This is a genomic window from Nitrospira sp., assembly GCA_016715825.1.
Lineage (GTDB): Bacteria > Nitrospirota > Nitrospiria > Nitrospirales > Nitrospiraceae > Nitrospira_D.
Map to the genome: position 1 here is coordinate 432,708 of JADJXO010000001.1, position 22,302 is coordinate 455,009.

At 54.2% G+C, this 22,302-nt stretch carries 24 protein-coding genes and 2 pseudogenes; 19 read left to right on the top strand and 7 right to left on the bottom strand.

Going from position 1 to position 22,302, the window contains the following annotated elements:
- The first annotated feature begins 8 nt into the window (after positions 1-8).
- Both IPM58_02045 and IPM58_02050 read left to right on the top strand, forming a co-directional pair.
- Positions 9-1,382, top strand: coding sequence for an AAA family ATPase (locus IPM58_02045; GenBank protein MBK9305884.1), 1,374 nt, complete (start codon positions 9-11; stop codon positions 1,380-1,382).
- Between the two features lie 127 nt (positions 1,383-1,509).
- Positions 1,510-1,935 (top strand): tetratricopeptide repeat protein, encoded by a 426-nt coding sequence (locus IPM58_02050; GenBank protein ID MBK9305885.1) that lies wholly within the window; start codon positions 1,510-1,512, stop codon positions 1,933-1,935.
- Between the two features lie 133 nt (positions 1,936-2,068).
- On the opposite strand, the gene IPM58_02055 is transcribed toward IPM58_02050, so the two are convergent.
- The 5 genes and pseudogenes from IPM58_02055 to IPM58_02075 all read right to left on the bottom strand — a co-directional run bounded on the left by IPM58_02055 (position 2,069) and on the right by IPM58_02075 (position 8,903).
- Positions 2,069-2,791 carry a thymidylate kinase gene (locus IPM58_02055; GenBank protein MBK9305886.1) on the bottom strand — a complete coding sequence of 241 codons (723 nt, stop codon included), beginning with the start codon at positions 2,789-2,791 and terminating at the stop codon, positions 2,069-2,071.
- A complete protein-coding gene (gene tmk / locus IPM58_02060) occupies positions 2,739-3,488 on the bottom strand; it encodes a dTMP kinase (protein ID MBK9305887.1) in 750 nt (249 codons plus the stop codon). Before tmk ends, IPM58_02055 begins: the two co-directional genes overlap by 53 nt.
- Complete coding sequence (locus tag IPM58_02065) at positions 3,485-5,038, bottom strand: Ppx/GppA family phosphatase (protein ID MBK9305888.1); 1,554 nt, start codon at positions 5,036-5,038, stop codon at positions 3,485-3,487. Before IPM58_02065 ends, tmk begins: the two co-directional genes overlap by 4 nt.
- A gap of 216 nt (positions 5,039-5,254) precedes the next feature.
- On the bottom strand, positions 5,255-6,448 hold the full coding sequence (locus IPM58_02070) for an aldo/keto reductase (GenBank protein MBK9305889.1): 1,194 nt from the start codon (positions 6,446-6,448) through the stop codon (positions 5,255-5,257).
- Positions 6,333-8,903 (bottom strand): annotated as a pseudogene (locus IPM58_02075) (DUF255 domain-containing protein). The gene IPM58_02070 and the pseudogene IPM58_02075 overlap by 116 nt, the downstream one beginning before the upstream one ends.
- A gap of 374 nt (positions 8,904-9,277) precedes the next feature.
- Between IPM58_02075 and IPM58_02080 the strand changes: the two are divergent.
- The 7 genes from IPM58_02080 (at position 9,278) to IPM58_02110 (ending at position 13,779) form a co-directional block, all read left to right on the top strand.
- On the top strand, positions 9,278-9,778 hold the full coding sequence (locus tag IPM58_02080) for a VCBS repeat-containing protein (protein MBK9305890.1): 501 nt from the start codon (positions 9,278-9,280) through the stop codon (positions 9,776-9,778).
- Between the two features lie 15 nt (positions 9,779-9,793).
- Complete coding sequence (locus IPM58_02085; protein MBK9305891.1) at positions 9,794-10,156, top strand: VCBS repeat-containing protein; 363 nt, start codon at positions 9,794-9,796, stop codon at positions 10,154-10,156.
- Between the two features lie 97 nt (positions 10,157-10,253).
- Positions 10,254-10,736, top strand: a complete 483-nt coding sequence (locus tag IPM58_02090; protein ID MBK9305892.1) for a VCBS repeat-containing protein — start codon at positions 10,254-10,256, stop codon at positions 10,734-10,736.
- On the top strand, positions 10,648-11,394 hold the full coding sequence (locus IPM58_02095; protein MBK9305893.1) for a hypothetical protein: 747 nt from the start codon (positions 10,648-10,650) through the stop codon (positions 11,392-11,394). Before IPM58_02090 ends, IPM58_02095 begins: the two co-directional genes overlap by 89 nt.
- A gap of 137 nt (positions 11,395-11,531) precedes the next feature.
- Positions 11,532-12,182 carry a hypothetical protein gene (locus IPM58_02100; GenBank protein MBK9305894.1) on the top strand — a complete coding sequence of 217 codons (651 nt, stop codon included), beginning with the start codon at positions 11,532-11,534 and terminating at the stop codon, positions 12,180-12,182.
- Positions 12,183-12,484: 302 nt separating this feature from the next.
- Positions 12,485-13,522, top strand: coding sequence for a hypothetical protein (locus IPM58_02105; GenBank protein ID MBK9305895.1), 1,038 nt, complete (start codon positions 12,485-12,487; stop codon positions 13,520-13,522).
- The gene (locus IPM58_02110; GenBank protein ID MBK9305896.1) at positions 13,519-13,779 is read left to right on the top strand and encodes a hypothetical protein; all 261 of its coding nucleotides are present in this window, start codon (positions 13,519-13,521) and stop codon (positions 13,777-13,779) included. Before IPM58_02105 ends, IPM58_02110 begins: the two co-directional genes overlap by 4 nt.
- A gap of 6 nt (positions 13,780-13,785) precedes the next feature.
- Here IPM58_02110 and IPM58_02115 read toward each other — a convergent pair whose 3' ends face one another.
- A complete protein-coding gene (locus IPM58_02115) occupies positions 13,786-14,019 on the bottom strand; it encodes a hypothetical protein (protein MBK9305897.1) in 234 nt (77 codons plus the stop codon).
- A gap of 18 nt (positions 14,020-14,037) precedes the next feature.
- Between IPM58_02115 and IPM58_02120 the strand changes: the two genes are divergently transcribed.
- The 10 genes from IPM58_02120 to IPM58_02165 all read left to right on the top strand — a co-directional run bounded on the left by IPM58_02120 (position 14,038) and on the right by IPM58_02165 (position 20,489).
- Positions 14,038-14,208: a hypothetical protein gene (locus IPM58_02120; protein MBK9305898.1), complete on the top strand. Its 171-nt coding sequence runs from the start codon at positions 14,038-14,040 to the stop codon at positions 14,206-14,208.
- Positions 14,209-14,243: 35 nt separating this feature from the next.
- Complete coding sequence (locus IPM58_02125; GenBank protein MBK9305899.1) at positions 14,244-14,789, top strand: hypothetical protein; 546 nt, start codon at positions 14,244-14,246, stop codon at positions 14,787-14,789.
- Positions 14,790-15,036: 247 nt separating this feature from the next.
- Complete coding sequence (locus IPM58_02130) at positions 15,037-15,582, top strand: hypothetical protein (GenBank protein ID MBK9305900.1); 546 nt, start codon at positions 15,037-15,039, stop codon at positions 15,580-15,582.
- 362 nt (positions 15,583-15,944) lie between these two features.
- Entirely contained in the window at positions 15,945-17,306 is a 1,362-nt protein-coding gene (locus IPM58_02135) for a hypothetical protein (protein MBK9305901.1), read from the top strand.
- On the top strand, positions 17,297-17,878 hold the full coding sequence (locus IPM58_02140) for a hypothetical protein (GenBank protein MBK9305902.1): 582 nt from the start codon (positions 17,297-17,299) through the stop codon (positions 17,876-17,878). The genes IPM58_02135 and IPM58_02140 overlap by 10 nt, the downstream gene beginning before the upstream one ends.
- 7 nt (positions 17,879-17,885) lie before the next feature.
- Positions 17,886-18,431 carry a hypothetical protein gene (locus IPM58_02145; protein ID MBK9305903.1) on the top strand — a complete coding sequence of 182 codons (546 nt, stop codon included), beginning with the start codon at positions 17,886-17,888 and terminating at the stop codon, positions 18,429-18,431.
- A gap of 55 nt (positions 18,432-18,486) precedes the next feature.
- Positions 18,487-18,903: a hypothetical protein gene (locus IPM58_02150; GenBank protein MBK9305904.1), complete on the top strand. Its 417-nt coding sequence runs from the start codon at positions 18,487-18,489 to the stop codon at positions 18,901-18,903.
- Positions 18,904-19,034: 131 nt separating this feature from the next.
- Positions 19,035-19,556, top strand: a complete 522-nt coding sequence (locus tag IPM58_02155) for a hypothetical protein (GenBank protein ID MBK9305905.1) — start codon at positions 19,035-19,037, stop codon at positions 19,554-19,556.
- A gap of 49 nt (positions 19,557-19,605) precedes the next feature.
- The gene (locus IPM58_02160; GenBank protein MBK9305906.1) at positions 19,606-20,208 is read left to right on the top strand and encodes an ABC transporter substrate-binding protein; all 603 of its coding nucleotides are present in this window, start codon (positions 19,606-19,608) and stop codon (positions 20,206-20,208) included.
- Positions 20,205-20,489, top strand: coding sequence for a hypothetical protein (locus tag IPM58_02165; GenBank protein ID MBK9305907.1), 285 nt, complete (start codon positions 20,205-20,207; stop codon positions 20,487-20,489). Before IPM58_02160 ends, IPM58_02165 begins: the two co-directional genes overlap by 4 nt.
- A gap of 52 nt (positions 20,490-20,541) precedes the next feature.
- On the opposite strand, the pseudogene IPM58_02170 reads toward IPM58_02165, so the two are convergent.
- A pseudogene (locus IPM58_02170) lies at positions 20,542-21,773 on the bottom strand (dicarboxylate/amino acid:cation symporter).
- Positions 21,774-22,302: the final 529 nt, after the last annotated feature.

The following is a 22,302-nucleotide window of genomic DNA, read 5'->3' on the forward strand; positions in this document are numbered from 1 at the left end:
ACAGCACTATGTATGAATCCTTTTATCGCTTAACAACCAAGCCGTTCTCACTCTTGCCGGACAGTACGTTCCTCTATGCTGGATCCGAGCATCAAGCCGCCTACAATCTTTTGGAATATGGCCTTGTGAGTCAGGCGCCCTTCATGGTGCTGACCGGGGATCCGGGAATGGGGAAAACGTCGCTGCTCCAGAAGCTCATCGCGGAGCACGGCAGTAAGCACAAAATCGGCCTTCTGACCAATGCGCGGTACGATATCGAGCACCTCTTGCCATGGATCTTATTGGCGCTCGGGCTGAGTACGAAGCGTCTGGATCCGATTGAAGCCTATCACCTGTTCTCAGAGTTTTTAACGCAAGAGTCGAAGCGTCTTCGACGTGTCATTCTCATCGTGGACGAAGCCCAAAGTCTAGGGGCCGACTTGCTGGAAGAATTACGGTTGCTGTCCAACATGAATGACGGCAGGATATTAAAGTTACAGATTATTCTGTCCGGGCAGCCGGATCTCTATACCTTGCTGAAACGAATTGACATGACGCAATTTGCCCAGCGGATCGTCGTCGACTACCATCTCAAGCCGCTGTCGGCGGTGGAAACCGCCAACTTTATTCGCCATCGAATACAGGTCGCAGGCCGACACCAAGACCTCTTTACGGACAAGGCCTATGCACTCATCCATCGATTGAGCCAGGGGAACCCACGATTGATCAATCAGGTGTCCGATATCACCTTGACGTATGGGTATGCAGAGCAAGCGCCTGTTCTTACATCGAAGTTAGTGGCGCAAGCCGCACTCGACCGAATCAAAGGGGGCATCCTTCCGCTCGCCGGCAAGGAAGAGTTGGAAGCACTCGCAGCCGGATCGGATGACCCGACAGAACTCAAGCCGTCTGATCCACGCCCTGGACCAGCCGCCGTTGCCGATGAGTTACCTCAGTCAGATCCGGTCAATTCATCGGAAGAAGATTACGCGCGAGGGATGGCACTCAAAGAAGAGGGGCGGTTGAAAGAAGCGATTGACATGTTCCATGCGGCCGCCAAGGAGAAGACGCTGTGGCTCAAAGCCTACGCACAAATCGGATTCTGCTACGTCAAGATGCGGGATCCACATGCCGCGATCCAGGCCTTTCGCACCGCACTGAACGATACGACGGCGCTTCCTCACGATACGACGGATGTGCTTTATTTTTTGGGACGCAGTCTCGAGGCCGTTGGAGAAACCGATCAAGCCCTCGAAGTCTATCACCGCATCGATCATGTGACTCCATCCTTTCGGGATGTCGTAAGTCGGGAGCGGGAGTTGGAGGAGGCTTTACGGAAGCCTTCGTGGCTCGGTGGTGTGGTCGATAATGTTCAGCGCTTTTTGATTGGGAGTCAAAAGTAAACCGTCTCATGTGTTCCTGCAATCCACAGGGTGTCTGCTCTTCGTTCGGTCGAGGATATGACGAAACCGACGTTGTTCAGAGTGGCGCATAGGTGTCCATGGTAGTTGTGAGGGCCGTTGAAGCATCATGTCGGATCCTGTCGGTCGTACATCCACTCACACGATAAGTCCGGCTGAACGGTATGAGCGCGGGATTGCGTTAAAGAAGGCCGGATTATACAAGGCCGCTATCGAGCAGTTCGAACAAGCCGCCCAAGATAGAGCATTGACCGTGAAGGCCTATGCCCAGATCGGACTGTGCTACAAACTATCCGGTCGCTATGAGGATGCGGTACCGGCATTTCAACACGCACTCAAAGCGCTCCCCACGTCGTCAAAGGAAACCGTGCAGATCCTCTATGTGCTCGGTCGCACGCTTGAATCATTAGGCAGGATCGCAGAAACATTGGAAGCGTACCGATGGATCAGGCGCGAGGATCCGGCCTATCGTGATGTGGGAGAACGAATTGAACGGTTGAGTATGCGACGACAAGGTTCATCCAAAGAACGTTAACGTGGCCTACCATTGGTTGGCACATCCAGACGCACGTCGCACCTTCCAAAGGCAGACTAGCGAGCCACGGTTCTCGAATTGCCATCACGATGTCAGAGGTGTGTGAAGGCCAACGTATTTCTCGCGAACGGTCTTAGGAATCACCAGTTCCGATGCCGATCGTCGAGTTGCGGCTTTGCAACACGGGGAGGATATAGCCTTTGAGCTCATCTTGGATTTCTTCCGGCGACTTTCTCGCGTCGACGATATTGAAGTGGAACTCGGTGGCCATTTTGTCGAATTCTTCGATGAGCAGCGACTGGTATTTCTTGAAGCTGTCATAGAGATCCGCTCCCAGCCGAAGATCCATCCCGGATTCCCAATAGTTCATCCCTGTCGTCTCGATGACTCGGAGGGCGAGAGTTTCGACATCGATCCGCAAATAGCACACCAGGTCTGGAATCGGGGCGAACCCGAAGACATCACGAATCCACGAGCGATCGGCGCTTCGTACGAAATCGCGTGCGAATGCCGTGTAGATGTAGCGATCAGCCAAGACGACGAATCCGGATCGGAGTGCGGGAATGATCTGGTGCTCAAGTCGGTCGGCAAAATCAGTTGCATAGAGCAGGCTGAGCGACCATCGATCGACGATATTGCCGGCCTTGGCCATTTCGATGGATTTGGACATGAGATTGGATCGGGTCCAGCCGGTCGTCATCACCCCGTATCCTTGGATTTCCAACCATTCTTGCAGCAGCTCGATGTGAGTCGAGCGGCCGACTCCGTCGGTTCCTTCGATGGCGATGAGCTTGCCTTTGAGCTCACTCGGATCGATGTACGTCAAACCGTCGCCAAAAAAGCGTGCGTCGGCCATAAGTGCCTCGTTTGGGTTTGTAATCACGCAGGGTCTCTGACACTAACGTCCGCATGAGCTCCTGTTGCGTGGCAATGTCGTGGGTGGCATCCATCGTTAACAACCCGAATTCGTCGACGATCTTGTCGTATTCCGTCAGAATGCGTGACTGAAAGATTTGAAAGCTCTGTGTCGGATCAGGGCTCAGGTTCATGTCCATGCCCGCTTCATAGTACTTGAACTGACCACGGGTCCCACGCAACAAGCGAGAGATGGCCACTTCAATCGGGACCTTGAAATAAAACGCCATGTCGGGCTTGATGGCAAAGGCATAGAGTTTCCGAACCCATTGAGGCGACACTCCGCGCACGACATCGCGGGCAAACGCGGTGTACCTATAGCGGTCAGCAAGAACAATCATCCCGGCCTTGAGCGGAGGCAGGATGTGATGATAGAGCCGGCTGGCAAAGTCTGTCGCATGGAGCAAGCTGAATGTTGTCGGGGTCAGACTCTTTGATTTCTTCCCTCGTTTCGTCGTCTCCTTCACCAACGCGGAAGAATTCCATTCCGTGAAGAAGACCTTGTGACCTTTCGACTCAAGCCATTTATGCAACAATTGCAGCTGGGTACTTTTCCCTGATCCATCGATACCTTCAACGATGATCAGCTTACCCGGGTACGGGTGGGGTGTGGTCTTGGTCGGATGAGATGCGCTCATGATTGGTCGGGTGTTATCAGCACTCGGGCGAACCGGACCTGACGATGGAAGACCTGTTCGAACAGATCCGCCCGGTTCTTTGCCGCCCACAACTCCATCTCCGCATCGCCTGTGAGCTGCACCTCGATCGTGATGTGTTTCCCGAATTGGACACGGATATTCCGAACGAGAGAGAAATGCGTGCGATCGAGCCCGTCGGCGATGCGTAACAGCGAGGCGAGCACTTTGACGACGCGTTGGAGGCGTGGTGTCAGACGGTCAAATTCCTCATGCTTCAGCGCCGGGAGGGCCCGACGATGGTAGCGAGCGACGGTCGCAATGACGGTGATTTCTTCAGCGGCCAGTCCGGCCAAGTCGCTATGCGTAATGAGATAGTAGGCGTGTTTGTGATGTTGCCGTGGATTAATGAGGTAGCCGACATCGTGCAGAATCGCCGCGTATTCGAGCCAGGTCCGTTCCTGTGGCCCGAGTCGGTGCACGCGTTGTGTCTGATCGAATAGGCGCAGAGCCAGCATAGCCACGTGCAGTGAATGCGCTTGCGGTGCGTGACAACGGCGCGCAAGGCGCATCACATTGCGACGACGCACATCTGGAATGTCACGTTCAGCCTTCAATCCCTCGCGATGCCGTGCGATGAAATCGTAGATCACCCCCTCACGAATCGCTTTGTCGCACAACGTCAGCTCGTTGAGGCCGGACAGCTCCAAGAGGCAGCGGAGGAGCACCGTTGCCGGAAGAAGGGTATCAACGCGTTTGGGGTCCAAGCCGGGAACGGCCAAGCGCGCCTTCACTGAACTCTCGGCCAGCGTTGCTTCGAAGGCACGGAGATCTTTGAGTGAGACCGTCGCAAGATTATGCTGTGGCAGTGGCCGTCCGGTCTGTTGCAGATGGATGACCTCACCGATATTGCCGGCCATCCCTGAGGTGGCGATCAACGAGAGGAACTTTCTTGTTTTGAACGCGGTGACGGCCTCGCGCAGGTGGGAGCGTACGGCTTCCTCCAGTCTCTGCATCATCGACTCAGGCGGTGGCGTCTTCGTGAGATAGTGCTCCGCCAAACGGATGGCGCCAAGTTTCAGACTCACGCCATGGAGCATTCCTTCGCGATTGCCCACGATCAGCTCCACGGAACCGCCGCCGATATCGACGATCAGCGTCGGCCCGTCCGGGAGCGCGATACTGTTTTTGACTCCGAGAAAAGTCAGACGAGCTTCTTCCACTCCGCTGATCACACGCACCTTCAAGCCGAGCTCTTCCAGGATCATTGCGACGAAATCACCGCCGTTTTCAGCCTCACGGACTGCACTGGTGGCAACCGCGATCACACGGTCAAACCCCTTATTGCGGGCGAGCGTCACCAACGTCTTGAGGACTGCTAGGCCTCTGACCATGACTTCGTCGGCCAGTCGCTTGTTCGCGAACGCGCCGTTCCCCAACCGGGTCATATCTTTAAAACGATCGAGAATTTTGAAGCTGGCATCCGGCAGTATTTCAGCCAAGACCAGATGGATGGAATTGGTTCCGATATCGATGACGGCAAGTTTGGGCACGAAGAAGATCCTAGATAAAAGAATCACTGGACCTTAATGAATGGGGGCAAGGGCTGTCAAGAAGCGGTGTGTTAATTATTGTTCGAGGGGGACAATCGGCAGAGCCGGACGGCAGATCATTCTGCCTGAGCAACAATCACTGTGACGCGTGGCACCACGCAGGCCTGTGGGTTGTGATGCCGATCTCTCAGGGAAAATAATAGGATGATGGTTCGCTCAAAACGTGAGCTTCGTCATGCCCTCATAAATAGGTGTTGTCTCTTTGAGTGGTTCCCACTTCAAGATGGAGAGACTATCCTCTACATACCGTGTCGTGCGCATGCCGTTTAGGACGCAGGTCACTCCTGGCGTACTGGAGAGGACCCAGAGTGCTTTCTGCGACAGTGAGGAGGCGAGACGTGGTGCCGGTAGAAACGGATCAATGGTCTCCGTGACACGGTCGGCCTGTGCACGACTCCGCGCCGTCGCTTCGTGACGGAGTCCACGTAGCAGCGTCAGGAATATGGGAACATAGCGTTGGCGCCAGGCAGTCCAGCGCTCGGCGACGTCTCCTGAAAGGCTACGCTCGAGGCGTTGGAACACCTGGTTGACTTGAGGTGCGATCATGCGGTGTTCGATCTGTTCCCAATGTTCCAGCCCTTGGATCTGAGGACGAACACGTTGCAGTTCGATCGACCACTTGAAGAAGTCTGTTGGTGTGAGGTCCGTTCCAATGCCTTCGATATGCGGCGCGATGGAGCTTCGGTAGTCCTGTTCAAGCGCGCCCAGTTCCCCGAGATGGCGATTGAAATCAATCGGCTCTTCGTCCAGCGGTAGATCGGCCAGTCGGAGCATCCGGTTCTGTCCCACCATGGCATTGAGCGGCCGATTCACCAGCACCGCGATGTGGTTGTGGGTGGCATACTCAAGAACGGTTTGTGAATGGGACGGTCCCGTATTGGCGGTCAGCGCGGCACGTGATTCGAAGAGATCCATGGGGTACTGAAGGACCTGAAAATGATGACGTGCCGATCCGACCGATTCAGCTGCGGACTGGGCGGCTTGGATCATGCGGTCGAGCGAGGTTGCCTCCGGGTCGCCGGATGGGGATGCGGCGGTGTTGGAGGACACGCCGTAATACCGCAGTCGGCCCTCTCTGACTTGAGTTTCAAAGTACCGGAATGCACGTTCGAGCCTGGCATAAAATTCGGTGCGAAGTTTCTCCTGATCTGTGTCTCCGCGATGTATGGCCTCCGAGAAATAATACTCCGGATTGTGCAACAGGCAGACATCGAGTGTGGTCAGGCCGAGACGATCAAGTGACAGCGTCAGTTGGTCGGCCAGGAACTCGGATGGATGCAGTGCCAGATTCCATCCCCATATTTGACGACTTCCGGCAAGGGCGTCCGGCCTTCTCTCGCTCCTCGGCAAGTTTTAGATTCTGTCCCTGAACATACCCAATTTTTGACACGACAATCACTTCGTCCCGGTGAATCTCATCGGATGCGACGAGTTCGCTCAACACGGATCCCACCAGTCGTTCACTGTCACCGTCCGTGTAATTGGTCGAGGTATCGATTAGATTGCACGAACTTCGCAAGGCTTGCCGCAGCGCGTCGCGGTATTCGGTGTTGTGTGTCTCGACTCGGTAGGTACCGAATCCGACTCGTGTGGTCGTCAACCCGGTCGTGCCGAAGCTGGTAAAGGCGTGGGCGAGTTCCGATGCGCCGTCTCGCGCCATCATGCGGGACGCATAGGCGGCGGTGCCTTGGCTCGTGGCACATCCAGAGAGTGTGGCGCCTTGCAGAACCTGTGGTTCCCGATCCTGACCGAGCGTGGTTGTGCGCTCCTGAATCAAGGCTTCTGCGACGACGCGGGGATCGGTGATCGGTTGGCGGCAACTGTAATTCCGACAGATGTACAGCGTGGCGGTGTCGGAAACGGCTGTTCTGTCTTTCAGGAGTGGCAAGGCCGAGGAGTGGCCGGGTAAGCTGGTTGCCACGACGCGGTTCGGAATATAGCACTGGGCGACTGCGGCGCGGAGAGCGTGAAGCGCATCGACGGATGTACCAGGGACGATGGCCAGTTCCACCGGCCCTTCCGTGAGAAAATCCACCACCGCCAGACTTTTGGCGAAGGCACGCGGATACCGTGTGATGTGCCGTCCGTAGGCACGGATCGCGGAGATCGAGGCGCGACGCCATTCGTCTTGATCGAAGTGGAAGGACAGGCGCGCGAGAGCAGAAGCAGCCACCGCGTTTGGGCTGGGCACCGCACCATCCGTCCCGTCGCGATGCCGGAGAATGAGTGATTCGTGCTGCCGGGCTGTCGTGAAGAACCCGCCTTGTTCCGGATCCATGAAGTCCGTGATCAGCAGCTCTCCGAGTCGCGCCGCAGCATGGAGATAGGATTCGTCGGCACCGGCTTCGTAGAGATCGATCAGCCCTTCGGCCACGTAGGCGTAGTCTTCCAGATAGGCGTCGAGGTGGGCGCGACCGGCTCGAGATGTCCGGAGCAGTCGACCATCCGATTTGGCATGATGGTGCAGCAGATACTCGGCCGTTCGTTTGGCGCTCTCCAGATAACGGGCTTCTCCAAAGACGCGCGCCGCTTCAGCCATCGCCGACAACAGCATGCCGTTCCATGCGGTGATCACCTTGTCATCCAGTCCAGGCGGGATGCGCTGCGCTCTGGCCTTGTAGAGCTGGGGTTTGACACGCGATGCCGTCTCCACCAATTCATCGGTCGTCAGATTGAGCTGTCTGGCGACATCTTCGATAGGCCGCAAGCGATTGGGAATGTTCTTGTGCTCCCAATTGCCCGCTGCCGTAATATCGTAGAGCGCACAGAAACGGCGCGCGTCTTCGTCGTTCTTGAGCACGTCCTGGACTTCATCAGGTGTCCAGACGAAGAATTTTCCTTCCACCCCCTCGGAATCAGCGTCTGTGGAGGAATAGATCCCACCGTCCGACCGGTCATCTCCCGTCCGATGTAGTCGAGGATTTCGGTGGCCACTTGTTGATAGAGCGGTTTCTGGGTGACTTGATAGGCCTCGATATAGACGCGAGCCAGGAGGGCATTGTCGTAGAGCATTTTTCAAAGTGAGGAACCAGCCACCGCGCGTCGGTCGAGTAGCGCGCGAACCCACCGCCGATGTGGTCGTAGATTCCCCTGCCGCCATCATGTCGAGGGTCTTGGTCACCATCGTGAGCGTACGGGGATCACCCGAACGTCGGTGACTCCTGAGTAGAAACGACAGCCCCATAGCCGGAGGAAACTTCGGCGCGGTGCCGAACCCGCCATGGGTCTCGTCAAACTCTTCCTGAAACTGGGCCACGGATTCGAGGAGCACCGATTCGCTGACCGAAATCGGGGAGGCGATCCCTCGTGTTGCCTGGAGTTGGTGGGTGATCTCTTTGGCCTGGGCTTGAACCTCTGATGAACGCGTGTCCCAATAGTCAGCGATCTTCTTGAGCAGCGAGCCGAAGCCCGGTCGGCCCCATCGATCTTCCGGCGGGAAATAGGTCCCGGCAAAAGGGTTCTTGATCCGGCGTCAGAAACACCGTCATCGGCCAGCCTCCTTGTCCATGATTCATGGAGACGGTGGCCGCCATGTAGATGTCGTCCAGATCAGGCCGTTCTTCACGATCGACCTTGATGCAGACAAACCAGCGGTTCATAAGCTCGGCAATGGCCCCCGCTCCATCACATGGCACCAATGGCAGGCGGAATAGCCGATCGAGAGCAAGATGGGCCGATTCTGTTCCTTGGCAGCCTTCAGTGCCTCCGGACCCCAGGGATACCAATCTACCGGATTGTAGGCGTGTTGCAGCAGGTAGGGGCTCGTTTCGTGGATGAGCCGGTTAGGTTTTTTTGTCAGATGCAGGTGATGACATCCGATCACCCTAGCACTGCGCCGAGAACAGCGTCAACGGAGGTGGAGCAAAGTGTAAAGCAACGAAACAATCCCCGCTCATCCGCTCGGTGTTAGTGATGGTGTATCTCAATCGATACGGATACGTAGAATTAGATACAGATGGTCATGTAAGATTCCCGGCCTCGCATAAGTACCTACGTCCCTAAAGTGTCAACAAATAGGGAATAACGCACGCTCTCTGTTTTCGGCACATGCTTTGCTGTACCAGCGGGTGGCTACTGTGCAGAACAGAACGATCGGCCGACGCACGGTGGGCAAAACCGACCACGTGACTTGATGGATGGTGTTAGAAACCACGCAGATTCGCTGCAGAGGAGAGAAAGATGAGTTGGACAGGTCAGAATTGGGGGGAGGAGGAACTCCGCTTCGTCGCGGATCTCACGGGCGATGGTAAGGCGGATATCGTGGGCTTCGGCCGAGATGGGGTTTGGACCGCGGTGAATACAGGCGGGAGTACGTTCAGTCAGCCGCGCATGGCCCTGACCAGTTTCAATTCCCAGGGATGGCACCCGGGACAGCACCTTAGGCTTGCGGCAGATCTGAACGGCGATGGTAGGGCGGACATTGTCGGCTTCGGCGATAATGACGTGGGGATTGCGTTAAGCAATGGTGACGGAAACTTTGCCCAGGATAAATCCGTGCTTACGGAGTTCATCGTCAACAAAGGCTGGCGGGTCGATCAACATCCGCGATTCGTCGCGGACCTGACAGGTGATGGGAAGGCGGACATTATCGGCTTTGGGCACGACGGGGTCTGGGTGGCGTTGAACAACGGGAGTGGGGGATTCCACCCGGCGCAGTTTGTGTTGCAGGAGCGGGGCTAAAACCAAGGCTGGCGGGTGGAGCAGCATCCGCGGTTCGTCGCGGACCTGACAGGTGATGGGAAGGCGGACATTATCGGCTTTGGGCACGACGGGGTCTGGGTGGCGTTGAACAACGGGAGTGGGGGATTCCACCCGGCGCAGTTTGTGTTGCAGGAGCTGGGCTACAACCAAGGCTGGCGGGTGGAGCAGCATCCGCGGTTCGTCGCGGACCTGACAGGTGATGGGAAGGCGGACATTATCGGCTTTGGGCACGACGGGGTCTGGGTGGCGTTGAACAACGGGAGTGGGGGATTCCACCCGGCGCAGTTTGTGTTGCAGGAGCTGGCCACAACCAAGGCTGGCGGGTGGAGCAGCATCCGCGGTTCGTCGCGGACCTGACAGGTGATGGGAAGGCAGACATTATCGGCTTTGGGCACGACGGGGTCTGGGTGGCGTTGAACAACGGGAGTGGGGGGGATTCCACCCGGCGCAGTTTGTGTTGCAGGAGCTGGGCTACAACCAAGGCTGGCGGGTGGAGCAGCATCCGCGGTTCGTCGCGGACCTGACAGGTGATGGGAAGGCGGACATTATCGGCTTTGGGCACGACGGGGTCTGGGTGGCGTTGAACAACGGGAGTGGGGGATTCCACCCCGCGCAGTTTGTGCTGCAGGACTTTGGTTCCCGATCTGCGATCAGAAGGAAAGTGCTGGCATGGGACTTTGTGCAACGAAAGTTGGACCTATTCTTCAACCAGCGACAACGCCCCTTGTTCAAGGTGAGGTTTCATAACCTTGGGAGTGGCGACCATCGGCATAGTACCGTTGATCTCTTGTTTGACGATCCAGCGAAAGGGTACACGTCACAGTTGCGCGATGGTCAACCGAAGGATCTTGGCCAACTCGAAGTCGTTTTCCCCTGGGCCCCTGATCCAAACTTTCACTCTACCGGATGGGGTATTTGCCTCAGGGGTAGAGGGTAAGTTCAATGGGAAGATTGCAGATACGCTGAAAGAAAATCGTGATGCGCTGAATCGCATTGCGACACGGTGGCTTACCGGCGGAGATTTTACCGTGGTCGGAATGGCGAATGATGCACAGGGTCTCACCATTGAGTACATGATCCCACCTGGTCAGCTAGAACCATTTCCAGAAATCCCTCAGCCCCCCCTTGACCCAGGTCCCTTAGTGAACATCGATCACATCGTCGTGCTCATGATGGAGAACCGCTCGTTCGATCACATGCTCGGGTACCTCAGTAAGCACGGCGGTCGGTCAGACATTGATGGGTTGCGTGGTGGCGAGAAGAATCGTCATCAGGGACAGGACTATCAATCATTCGTATTGCCTGACACGACCTTCCTCGAAAGCCCCGATCACAGTCACGATGGTGTCGTGAATCAGATCTCTGGAGGCACTTGCGAAGGTTTCGTGGGCTCGTTTGCCAGGAAATATCCTGCCGTAGATCCCGGCAGAATTATGGGGTATCACAACGCGACGCGTGTGCCAGTCTACGATGCATTAGCCCGTGAGTTTCTGATTTGCCACCGATGGTTTTCCGCCCATCCTGGCCCCACATTCTGTAACCGCTTTTATACATTAACCGGTCGGCTGAACCGAGATTCTTTTCGGGAACTTTGAATTCGACAATTTTTCTGAGATGCGTTCAAGCCAGTACCCACACGAACGATTTTCGACCATCTGACAGAAGCTGGGGTGGACTGGCGATACTATGAACACCGCTATTGCTCTACGCCTGTTCTCGCGGTATACCACCGATGACCACTTTGTCGGACGCAGATGAACCGACGAAGGGGTTCTTCGCCTCTGCACAGGCAGGAACCTTACCGGCTGTGTCGTTCATCGATCCCAACTTCATCGATGAACCGGATGGACAAGATAACGACGACGGGGCGCCTGCTGATATTACCGCAGGGCAGAATCTGATCGGCCGCGTGGTGAATGCCGTCATGCAGGGGCCGAAATGGCAGAAGACGCTCCTTATTATCACGTATGACGAGCATGGTGGGTTTTATGATCATGTGAATCCGATGGATTCACGCTACCGGGAGAAGGCCAAGCCGGTCTCCGGAATCGATCACTATGGGTTACGGGTGCCGACCTTTGTGATCTCGCCGTGGGTCGATCAAGGGAAAGCCAGTGGCGTAGTGTTCGATCATACGTCGATCGCCAAGACGATTGCCCGTCGATTTATGAGTGCCAATCCTCCGGATCTTGGCGAACGGGTCGCGGCAGCGAACGATCTATCGGTGGTACTCCGTTCAACCCCTCGGCAGGGCATCCCGAGCATTCCTGTACCACCTTTACCGGTACCAAGCGCTGCTTTGGAGAGGCGTGTTGCTCCAGCACCGGACGGCGACGATTTTAAGCAGATCATGCGAACGCTGCGGGATCGGAACCGGAGGTAGTCAATGAGGACGGTATCTATGACATTGCTGTGACTCAACTTAGATTGGAACTTCTCGGCCGTGACAAGTATCGCACTGGCCGGTGTACGCCTAAGCAAGAGTGATATATCGGAGATAGCGCCGCTGAACGGCTCTATGTCTCAACGACCGACGGGAACGAAGCGAAGACAGCGTTTTAGATCTGCACCGGTGGTACTTGGATGGGAAGTGTTTAGCGCGTGAGATTTGGCATGCACACCTACGGTTATTAGGGAGAAACGCTATGTTCAGCCGACTATGTATTCGTACGGACGCGAATTTCCGTGGGTCCTGCGTGGTACGAAGTATCGGCGACTACCCCACGTCCGAATCGATCGGTCTGCGCAACGATTCGATTTCGTCGCTCAGGTGGGCGCCACGCGCAAGTCATCGTGTGCAAAGATGTCCAATTCAGAGGGGATTGCATCCTCCTGGATCATGACGTGAGTTTTCTCAACGATCGACGCGTTGGAAACGATGCCGTGACGTCACTCAAGGTTCAGGCGCTCGGGACCAATCAGTGCCCACCCGGAGCCAATCAAGCGTCGTTCTACACCAATGCCGACTTTTTGGGTCGGTGTGTCACCCGTGATGTCGGCGACTACCCCACGTCCGAATCGATCGGTCTGCCCAACGATTCGATTTCGTCCATTCGCGTCGGCAGCGGTGCGCAAGTCGTTGCCTGTGTGGGTGATCAGTTCAGTGGTCGGTGCGAGGTCATCACTGGCAGTTCCGCGAACCTGGCAGCTTCCTCCGTCGGTAACGATCAGATCACATCTCTGAAGGTCCAGCCCATCGGAACGCTGCCCCCGTGCTTTCCCGGCCCTCAGCAGGTCGGGATCTATGTGCACGACCACTTCTCGGGGGCTTGTCGGGTGCTCTCGGTCGGCGACTTTCCCACCGCGGCATCGATCGGATTGCCGAACGATTCGATTTCGTCGATTCGCGTGGGCCCAGGGACCGAAATTCATGTCTGTGAGCATGACTTTTACGGTGGAACATGCAGTCTGCTGACCTCCGACACGCCGTCTATTGGGAACACCGCGGTCGGTAATGACAGTATCACCTCCGTGAGAGTGCGACTCCAGGGCCAACCGTTGTGCTCCACCGGCGATGCGCAAGTGACATTCTTTGGTGACTGGAAGTTTAGCGGGCCCTGCAGCACCCTCAGTATCGGCGAATTTCCTACGGCCATCAGCACCGGATTGGCGAATGATTCCATCTCCTCTTTCCGCCTCGGCCCAAACGTGGAGGTGGTGGTGGTGAGCATGACAATTTCGGCGGTGCGTGCCAGATTTTTACGCAGGACATCGCCGATATGAACGGACAGGTCGTCGGCAACGACAAGATTACCTCGATCAAGGTGAGACCGCGTCGACCTTCCCCACAAGCCGTCATGTGCCCGTCGGAGCGTCAGATCGTCACGATCGACAGCAATACCGATACCGAACTCAACGAGCTCGTGACCGCAGTGGGAACACTGAATACGATCGTGCGTTGTTGGCGGCGGATCTCGATATGGATGTCTCCAGCCTCGTGCGCGAGAACGAACCGGTCCTTCGACTCGCCCGATGTGTGACTATAGCTAGTTACGCTCCACCGCTGCAGCAAGCCTCAGCACTCCCCAACTCGGCACGTTCTCCCAACTCACCAGGTCCGGTCTTGGTACGAAGGAAAGCGGATCGACGCGACGTTGATTGAAGCCACGCACTGGCGGTTTTGATGGAGATGGGGCCAGGATCTCAGATTCCGCGTCCTGGACCCACTTTTTGAGGATCAGCAGACGAAGAATTATGGCATCAGAATCATAGGCTGCCATGATGTGGAGATCTCCAACATGGAAGTCGCCGGATGGGGTGTGGCCGCAATCAGCGTGGACGATCCTGCTGCGGGTCCGGGCATTCCAGATCGCGATCTGGACCCGATCCGTGTTCTGATCCACGACAACTATATCCACCACAATCAACGGAAATCAGATGGGGATCTGCTTTTGGATATGGGGTTGTGACCGGCCCCTCCGCCTGGTCGAGGAGCTATCAGAATGTGTTCGACTTCAACCGCCATTCGGTCGTGGCCAATGGCTACATGGGAGGCTACCAGGCTGAACGGAATTTGATTCTCAAAGGTGGTGGCTATCATGGATCGTTTGGGAATCGCGATACACATGTTTTCGATATCCATGGCACCGATACCTGCGGTATCGCCGACATCTTCAGTGACTCCGTCTATAACTGTGGCGCCGCTGGCCGGACATCGCTGTTGCGCGACAACACCTTTCAGTATAAAAAGGATACGGATATCAAGATTCGGGGCAATCCGACGAATCTTGCGACCATCGATCACAATATTTTTGCCCGGTCTGATAAGGGTGCGGCGATCAAACTTACGATCAACCTTACTGGGGAGTGCTGCAGGGTCAAAATATCGGAAAACAATCGCTACAACGTGGAGACCTTCGGCCGCTTGGGCCTGCGCCCCGTGTGCGACCTGGATGGGAGATGGCATCGACGATCTATTTTTACCGACCGGCGTGACCTGGTGGTTTTCGAGCGGGGGGAAACATCCCTGGACGTATGTGAGGCAGGATGACCAGGACCTGAAGAACCTTCGGCTGGGCCAGTTCGAGGGCGCCACTCGCTGCGGGGTGATGTCCGATTCAGACACGGGGATCTGGCGCCTGTCGGTCGGTGGCAGGGGACGAATGGAAAGAGCTCGGGGCCTTTGGTCGATCAGTACGCGAGGTGCAATTTGGGCGCTTTGATCCCAACCAGCGCGATCATCGTCCCGGCGTCAGGAAACCAGATACCCACGCCTTCTGGCGAAATTCCGATGGGCAATGGTTCAGTGGACTCGCTCACATCCCGACTGGCAGCTCGTAGGGAATTCGGCCAAACCGTTCAGTGAACTGCGTTTCGGCGACTTCAACGGTGATGGTGTCACGGATGTAGTGGCCAATATGGGTGGGCATTGGTCCGTGTCCGATTCGGCACGAGCACAATGGCGGACGCTGAACCCGTCACTAAATGATCCGGTTGACGGTGCCGGTATCTTCATCGCGAACTTGGATCCGGACGACAACATCGACGATATTCTCAAACTGGAAGTGAAGAGCTTGACGCAAGGTGATCTCGCGGTGCAGGCCTTCGCGGTCACGTGGCGATCGAAGAACGGCACGGAGCCGTGGAAAGTCTGGAAGACGTACGCCGCGAAATTCCCCAATCACAACCCCGATTTCGAAACACCCGGTCATGGATTTGTTGGGCGGTTTGGTCCAGGCGGGACGTTCGCGACGTTGATGATCGATGAGAATCGGACCGGCCATTTTCAGAGTCTCGGTCAGGGTGGTTCGTTGGTCGAATGGGAAAGTCTGTTTCCGTACTGATTGGTGGCGTGAAGGAAGCATGCTAAGAGCTGAATTTAGCCTCGACGGAGGGTTTCGCAACATGGCCGACAAACTGTTCACCTGTATCTGTGTGTCAGTGTTCATCCTTGGGTCATGGCACATATTGCAGTTGCAGTGGCAATGTGCTGCAAAGATACAGCCGTATCCGGGACCTGCAGGTGGATTTAAGAAAGGTGTCTTTTAGTGGAAAAGTATCCCATCGCATACATCCGCGGCTATGCTATGACGCAGGGGAAGTCGAGTCGACGTTTAACTCTCCTTCTATGGATTTGAGTTGGGATCAACCTCAATATAAATTGGGATCTGATGTCGCCCTGGGATGCATATTCGAGAGCCCAGTCGTGAGGCTGATTGAAGACGAGGGGTATGTAAATACCTTCAATCGCTATCTCACCTCGACAAATGAACCAATCTCCAGATCTGAGCTCGACGGGGATTGGAGGAAGACGCTCTGGATATTCCGGTTCTATGATTCAGAGTCTCAGCTGCAGGGAGTTGCCAGGCGGCCTGAGGTCGAAGATTACGCTGAAAAGCTTGCTATCTTTCTTCACAAGATGAAACTGGCCTGCGGGTCTCCGAAGGAGTTTAAGGTCAATCTTGTCGCTCATAGTATGGGTGGGCTAGTTGCTCGTTGCTATCTGCAAAACCGATCACTGTTTAAGCGAAGCACTCTCAGACCCTATCTTCCAACACCAGTCAATACTCTGTTTACCTATGGCACCCCTCACAAAGGCTTCGTTTTCCGACATGGGCTTGGGTGGGCCGAAGATATCAGGGACCTCATCGGATTTCAGGGATCTGACACGTTTGGACCAGGCACGATGCGTCGCTTCCTGTCGCTTAATAAGAAGCAAGAGCTTCATGAGTTTAAGGCTGCCCGCAACGATATCAACGAGGACAAGATCTTTTGTCTTATCGGGACCAACTACAAGGATTATGTGATTTGGGTTTCAAAGCATGCGGTGGGACCAGCCAGCGATGGTCTCGTCGCCATTGAAAGCGCCTATATTCAGAATTCTGCTCGCGCCTACGTGCATCGGGCACACTCCGGCCCATTCGGACTCGTGAATAGTGAAGAAGGCTATCAAAACCTCGTCCGTTTCTTGTTTGGTGATATTCGGTTTGAAGTGAGTTTGGCACCCATGACAGTCGAACGAGATTTACCCAACCTCAACCTGGGTGAAGAAATTGAGTATCTCGAAATCAACGTCCATGTCGCGATTCGTGGATTGCCGACTTATCTCAATACGCGGCGTGACATCGACAATAGCTCCATCATTGTTCCCATTCGTCGTGGGGCAAACGGAACATATGTGCAGAAGGAGTCCAGAAAAGAAACGCATCTCTTCACCGGCTTTCTAAGATCTCTCAAAACCGCGACTAATGGTGGGGATCGTTACTTAAGAGCGGCCATTCAAATCAAAGTCGTACCTCACTATACCCACACGGGTCTTGTCCGCACCTCGCGATTCGAAGGAGAGGCTATCTTAAATGATCGGCTCCATCTCGCAGTCCCTGTCAATCTGGATCTCAACGGCATTCGATATCGGTGGGGTGAACAGAGTAATGAGGATTCGGTACCTACAGCACAAGAAGCACAGATCACCAATGGGACAGGAACATTTCACTTTCCGTTTCCAGTGGATTCGCGGGACTATTTCTGTTGCAACGGATTAATATTAAGGACTCGCAGATGGGAATAGCCGGTCCACCACCCTGTACGAATGAGGGTGAAGAAAAAAGAGAGAAGCCGGGGCTCAGTGAACGATTACTCGCTTGGTGTACAGCCCTGCTTGACCACATCGGAGTTAGCCCTATTTTTACGCTCTCCAGCGTGACAACTGCCATTTTCTCTATCATCCTGGCGACCTGCCATTTTGAAATAGCCGCTTTGGAGAGGCAGCAGTCAGAAAATCAAGCTATATACGAACGGGTCCTGAGCGAGATGCAGAATCAACTAGAGGAGCGAATTCCTGAGCGAGTGCGAAGTCCTCTCCCAATCTTTCCGAAGAACGAGATGTCACTGCTGCTAGGACCGAATGAAGAGAAAATTAATCTAGAACTAGAGTGGGTGGATCGAGATCGGAAACACCGCCACAAATATCTGGTGCAGGTTGTTTGCATTGCAGAGATTTCAAATAATAATCGTTCCGAGAACTCTGAAACAAAACGCGATACGAAATCGCATTGTGGCCCGCATAAGCTAGATGCGGATACTCTGGACCAGACGAAAGTGGACGAGAAGACACTTTACTTGACAGCCCGGAGTGAATAGTGTCAAAGTGCCGATCGAAAATACAGGGACGTACGCGTGGCGCGTTGCCCGGGTGGATACCGATGGTAAAGGGAATAGAACAATATTTGAAGAATGGAGCTCATATCTCATCTTCACAGTGTTTCGGTCAATTGATAGCCGTGTCACAGTTATGAATGAAGTACGAGTAGGGGTGGTCGAGGGAAGTGTTTTGGAACAGAAAATAGGCGGGGCTAGAGAGGATAATAACCTGGTCAAGATTGAGGAGAATCTTGTTAATCAAATTCAGGACAAATATTTCAAAGATTATTTAAAACACAAAGAGGAACAGAAGAACGAACAGATACACTATGTCCGATATCCTACCTATGCAGCCCTTGTCGAGGGAGTAGTCAGAGGAGAGGTCGATTATGCTATTGGGGAAATAACTCGCGCAAAGTACCGAGAACAACGCGGCGTATTCTTCACTCGAGGATACCACGATGCATTGCCGATCTTTATTTCCAAAGCGAGTACAACCGGGCCTCCAGGGGATGGAGCCAACCATAGGCGTTCTATCAGGTACCGTAACTGAGCAGGCGCTTGTACATCTAAAGAAGTCAACACCGTTTTCGATAGTAGGAGAATTATTGCTGCAGGATCTTCACAGGGATCTCCAAGGTGGCATCCTCGACTTCATTTATACGTCAGATGAGGATGCTAGGCACCAACTAGAATTAAAGGACTCAAATGGGCAATATCAATTTGTTAGTGGCGGCACTCTGTACTGGGAATTGAGAAAATTCTATGAGAAAGAATTAGGATATTCTCCTCTGTATGCTATCGCAACAGCGAACAAAGAGCTGTGTCTTCATTTGGATAAGATCGTTGAGGAGGATGTTTCCATGCGTGGTTCTCAGGGTGAGTTCCTGAATAGAATTTACACAATCTATCGTGAAGAACGAAAAACTTTTTGGAATCCTTCCCTTTACCTTAGAGTTCTCGAACAACTTAACCCTCTCAGTATATTCTTCCCAAGCGCTGAATCCCCATGCAACAAGCACTAAAAGAAATTAACCGGAAGTTGAAGTCTAGCTGCTTCTACATTCTTGACTTGGTGTTATCTTATGACCCACGACCTGACATTAGAGCTATTAATGCTTTTATCGGTTGGTTGGGCAAAAAGCCAGGATATCTCGTGTCGCTGCTACTCCTCCTTTCCGTTGTCATATCCGGATGTGTTCTTCTGTATCTAAAAGATAGGGAGATTATGGACCTGCGGGGTAAAATAAGTGCCACGAGTAGACAGTACGCGGCCGAGTTGCAACAAACACAACAACGCTTGGCGGCGGTACTCTCACACTTGGAAGCCAATCCACAGATCAAGACGCCTGGCAATCATCAGTCATTAATCGCACCCTACGCCAAAATGGAATGGAACTATAGTACAACCGCAAATGGCATAGACCAGTCCAATCCCAGGGGTTCGATCCTTACGATACAGGATGCTGGCATTATTCTGAATGGCAAAAGAGCCAACACTACAGGAGAGGCAGTCCTAACATGGCGGGATAGTGCGAAAGGTAATAGCACGGGCTCGTACTCCCCCAAGCATTCGATCATTGAGATAAAAGATGCTGCATACCCTCTACGTAGAGATAAAACCATAAAGGCCCGGGTTGCAGGAGAGGCGGCATGGTACCCGATAGCTCTTTTCTGACAAGTTGGGTAATGGGGGTACCTTTCTCTGGCGAGTGATAGAAGGAGAGATGGATTCATCTGGTCAGCTGCGTGCCGAAGGCAGTTGGGGACCATATTCCGTGTTTACAATCTATCCGACTGCATACGAGCGTATCAGGACAACTGGGAAAATCAGAATCGGCACCTACAACGTTTCGCAAGTGAAGTTAGAAAGCAAAGACTCAGTGCGAAAGGATTTCTGTGTGGAGCCTTTTGAGCCTTTTGATGGTTTGTCGGTTAACGAGACCAATGTCCTCTGCGGCGTTATTAAGTCCATGCATAGCAGCGGGATGCCTGACCTCAAACCAGTTGTGACACGGTATTCGGACATTGATCACAAATTGCTTCTCGATCTGAAGGCTGGCGAGCTTGATCTCGCGTTTGGGAATATTTCAAAAGCGGGCTATCGGAAGGGGAATGGAATCCATTTCGTGGAGTATGCACCATCAAAGCCAGTACTTCTTACAAATGACGAAAAGAAACGCACCGAGGAGATAGGGCGAGGAGACAGAATATGCGCTGTCCAAGGCACGGTGTATGAACATGTACTGGGAGAGATCATAAGAAAAACCCCGGGGAGATATAACTTTGTGGTCTGCCAAAATACTATTGATGCAGTAGATCGGCTTTGAAAAATGATGTCAAATGGATTGTAATGATGGGTGAACAGACGTGGGAAACGGAGATCGAGCCAAAACATGGCGACAAGTTATATCGAAATACTCGATCGGAATTGGTGAACAGTGTGCCTAAAGAAAAAGAATATGAAATAGAAGGTGATGCCTTCGCTATAACGGATTCGGGCCTGCTCAATGCTATCTGCCTAGCACTAGGGAAAAAGAATCGTGACTGTCAGATCCTTGTCCCTCCAACCTCTCAAAAAGAGGCGTTGCCATCTCGCGTCAAATCGTGATTTATGTATGCCCCTCACACAGGTACACAAACACCAGTGACCAAACCTATAGTCATGGAACAGGCTCTTGCTTCTGCTTCCCATCCAAGAGGCAACTGACGTTCATGTCACCCATGACGTTGATCGCGGTGCGGCAGCGATCAAGGAACCAATCCACGGTGAGCAGGATGGGAAATGTATTCAACTGGCAATCCGACCGCAGTAAAGACCATGGTCATGGTGACAAGGCCCGCTTCAGGAATGCCTACGGCACCGACTGACGCAATAATACTCGTCAGCACCACCATCATCTGCTGTTGAAGACTCAGATCCATCCCGATTATCTGGGCAATGAACAAGGCCGCCATGGCTTCATATAGCGCCGTACCGTCGTTGTTGAAATTTGCCCCGACCAGCGCTCCCATGCTGGCGGACTGCTCACGCAGTCCCACACGATCTTTCAGGACGGCGTAGGTCACCGGCATTGTTGCTGTTGAACTGGCCGTCGAAAAGGCCATCACCAGCGCATCACGCCCCCCACGGAGCAATTCACCTGGACGAACCCATGACCCGAAGCGGATGCGAAGAAGGTAATACGACGCCTGGATCACTAACGCCAACAGCACGCAGAGGACAAAGGTCCCCAGGGCTTTGAATTGCGTGAACCCCTCTGTCCCCACGATGCTTGCCACAATGCCAAAAACCGCCAGCAGGGACGACCGCGATGATCCAGTGAAGAATCTTGATCAGCGCGTCCAGGAACACCTCGACGAGGTGTCCCACCGTCATGATGGGTCGCTCCCGTTCCTTGCGGAGCGCCATCCCAAACGCCACGGCGATAAAGATTACGCCGATCACTTTCCCGTCGTCACCGAGCGGTCCCAGCAGACTCTTGGGCACATTCTCAAGAAAGTGGGCAAGCGGATTGGCATCCTTCATGGTCTTCTCATGTGGAGATGGCGGGGTAAGACCCACTCCTCGCCCTGGCTCGAACACGTTGGCGACGGTGAGACCAACCGTGATCGCCACCAGTGTATTGAGTAATAACAACCGGGGTAGCCGGGCCGCGAGTGGACCACTGAGCCGTGTCGTCATGAACGTGTGCACAATCACCGTGAGAATCAACGGTGGCGCGAGCGCACCGAGAAGGCGCAACACCAACTTCCCCGGCACAGCCAGAGCAACCGCGTCGGGCCCGAGCATCAAGCCCACTACGACGCCGAGAATCAAAGCGATCACAATGCGCACATACAGCGGGATGCTTTGCCACCTGGCAATGAGACCCGTGTTCGGCATAGTAGTCATTGGTTTCTCTGAAGTGCTATCAGCCATAGGCGGTCACTCAGATACGTCTGCCGCCCGTCTAGACGAGAAGAGCAAGGTTTCGAGCCATCGGAGAAGGTCCTTTGTCAGTAAACGCGTTGGCAAATCCCTTGTCCATTCATCGGCCAATGCGCGTACTTATTCCTGGCGCAGCATATATACGTAGTAATTTGGTAATGGTCATCAGAAGGAGGTCCTGACCATTGTCCGGCGTAACGATTGCAACATGAGCCAACTTGGCCAGATCATACGTACGGGGTGGGAACGTCCCGCAGCACTCAGCGATGAGCCCTTTTAGGTGATTCTCTACCGCCTATTGGCAGCAAGACAGCACGTACAGGTACCGACCGGTGGCTAGCATAACCTCGGCTGTCCCGAGATCATATGTCGCGAGCTCCCGCCATCGTTCGGCATCAGGATTCATACCGGCAGTATAGGCAGGATCTTCTGTCAATTCAACGAAACGGACGTCTTCATCAACAGACAGCTTGCCGTAAGGAGCTGGACCGGA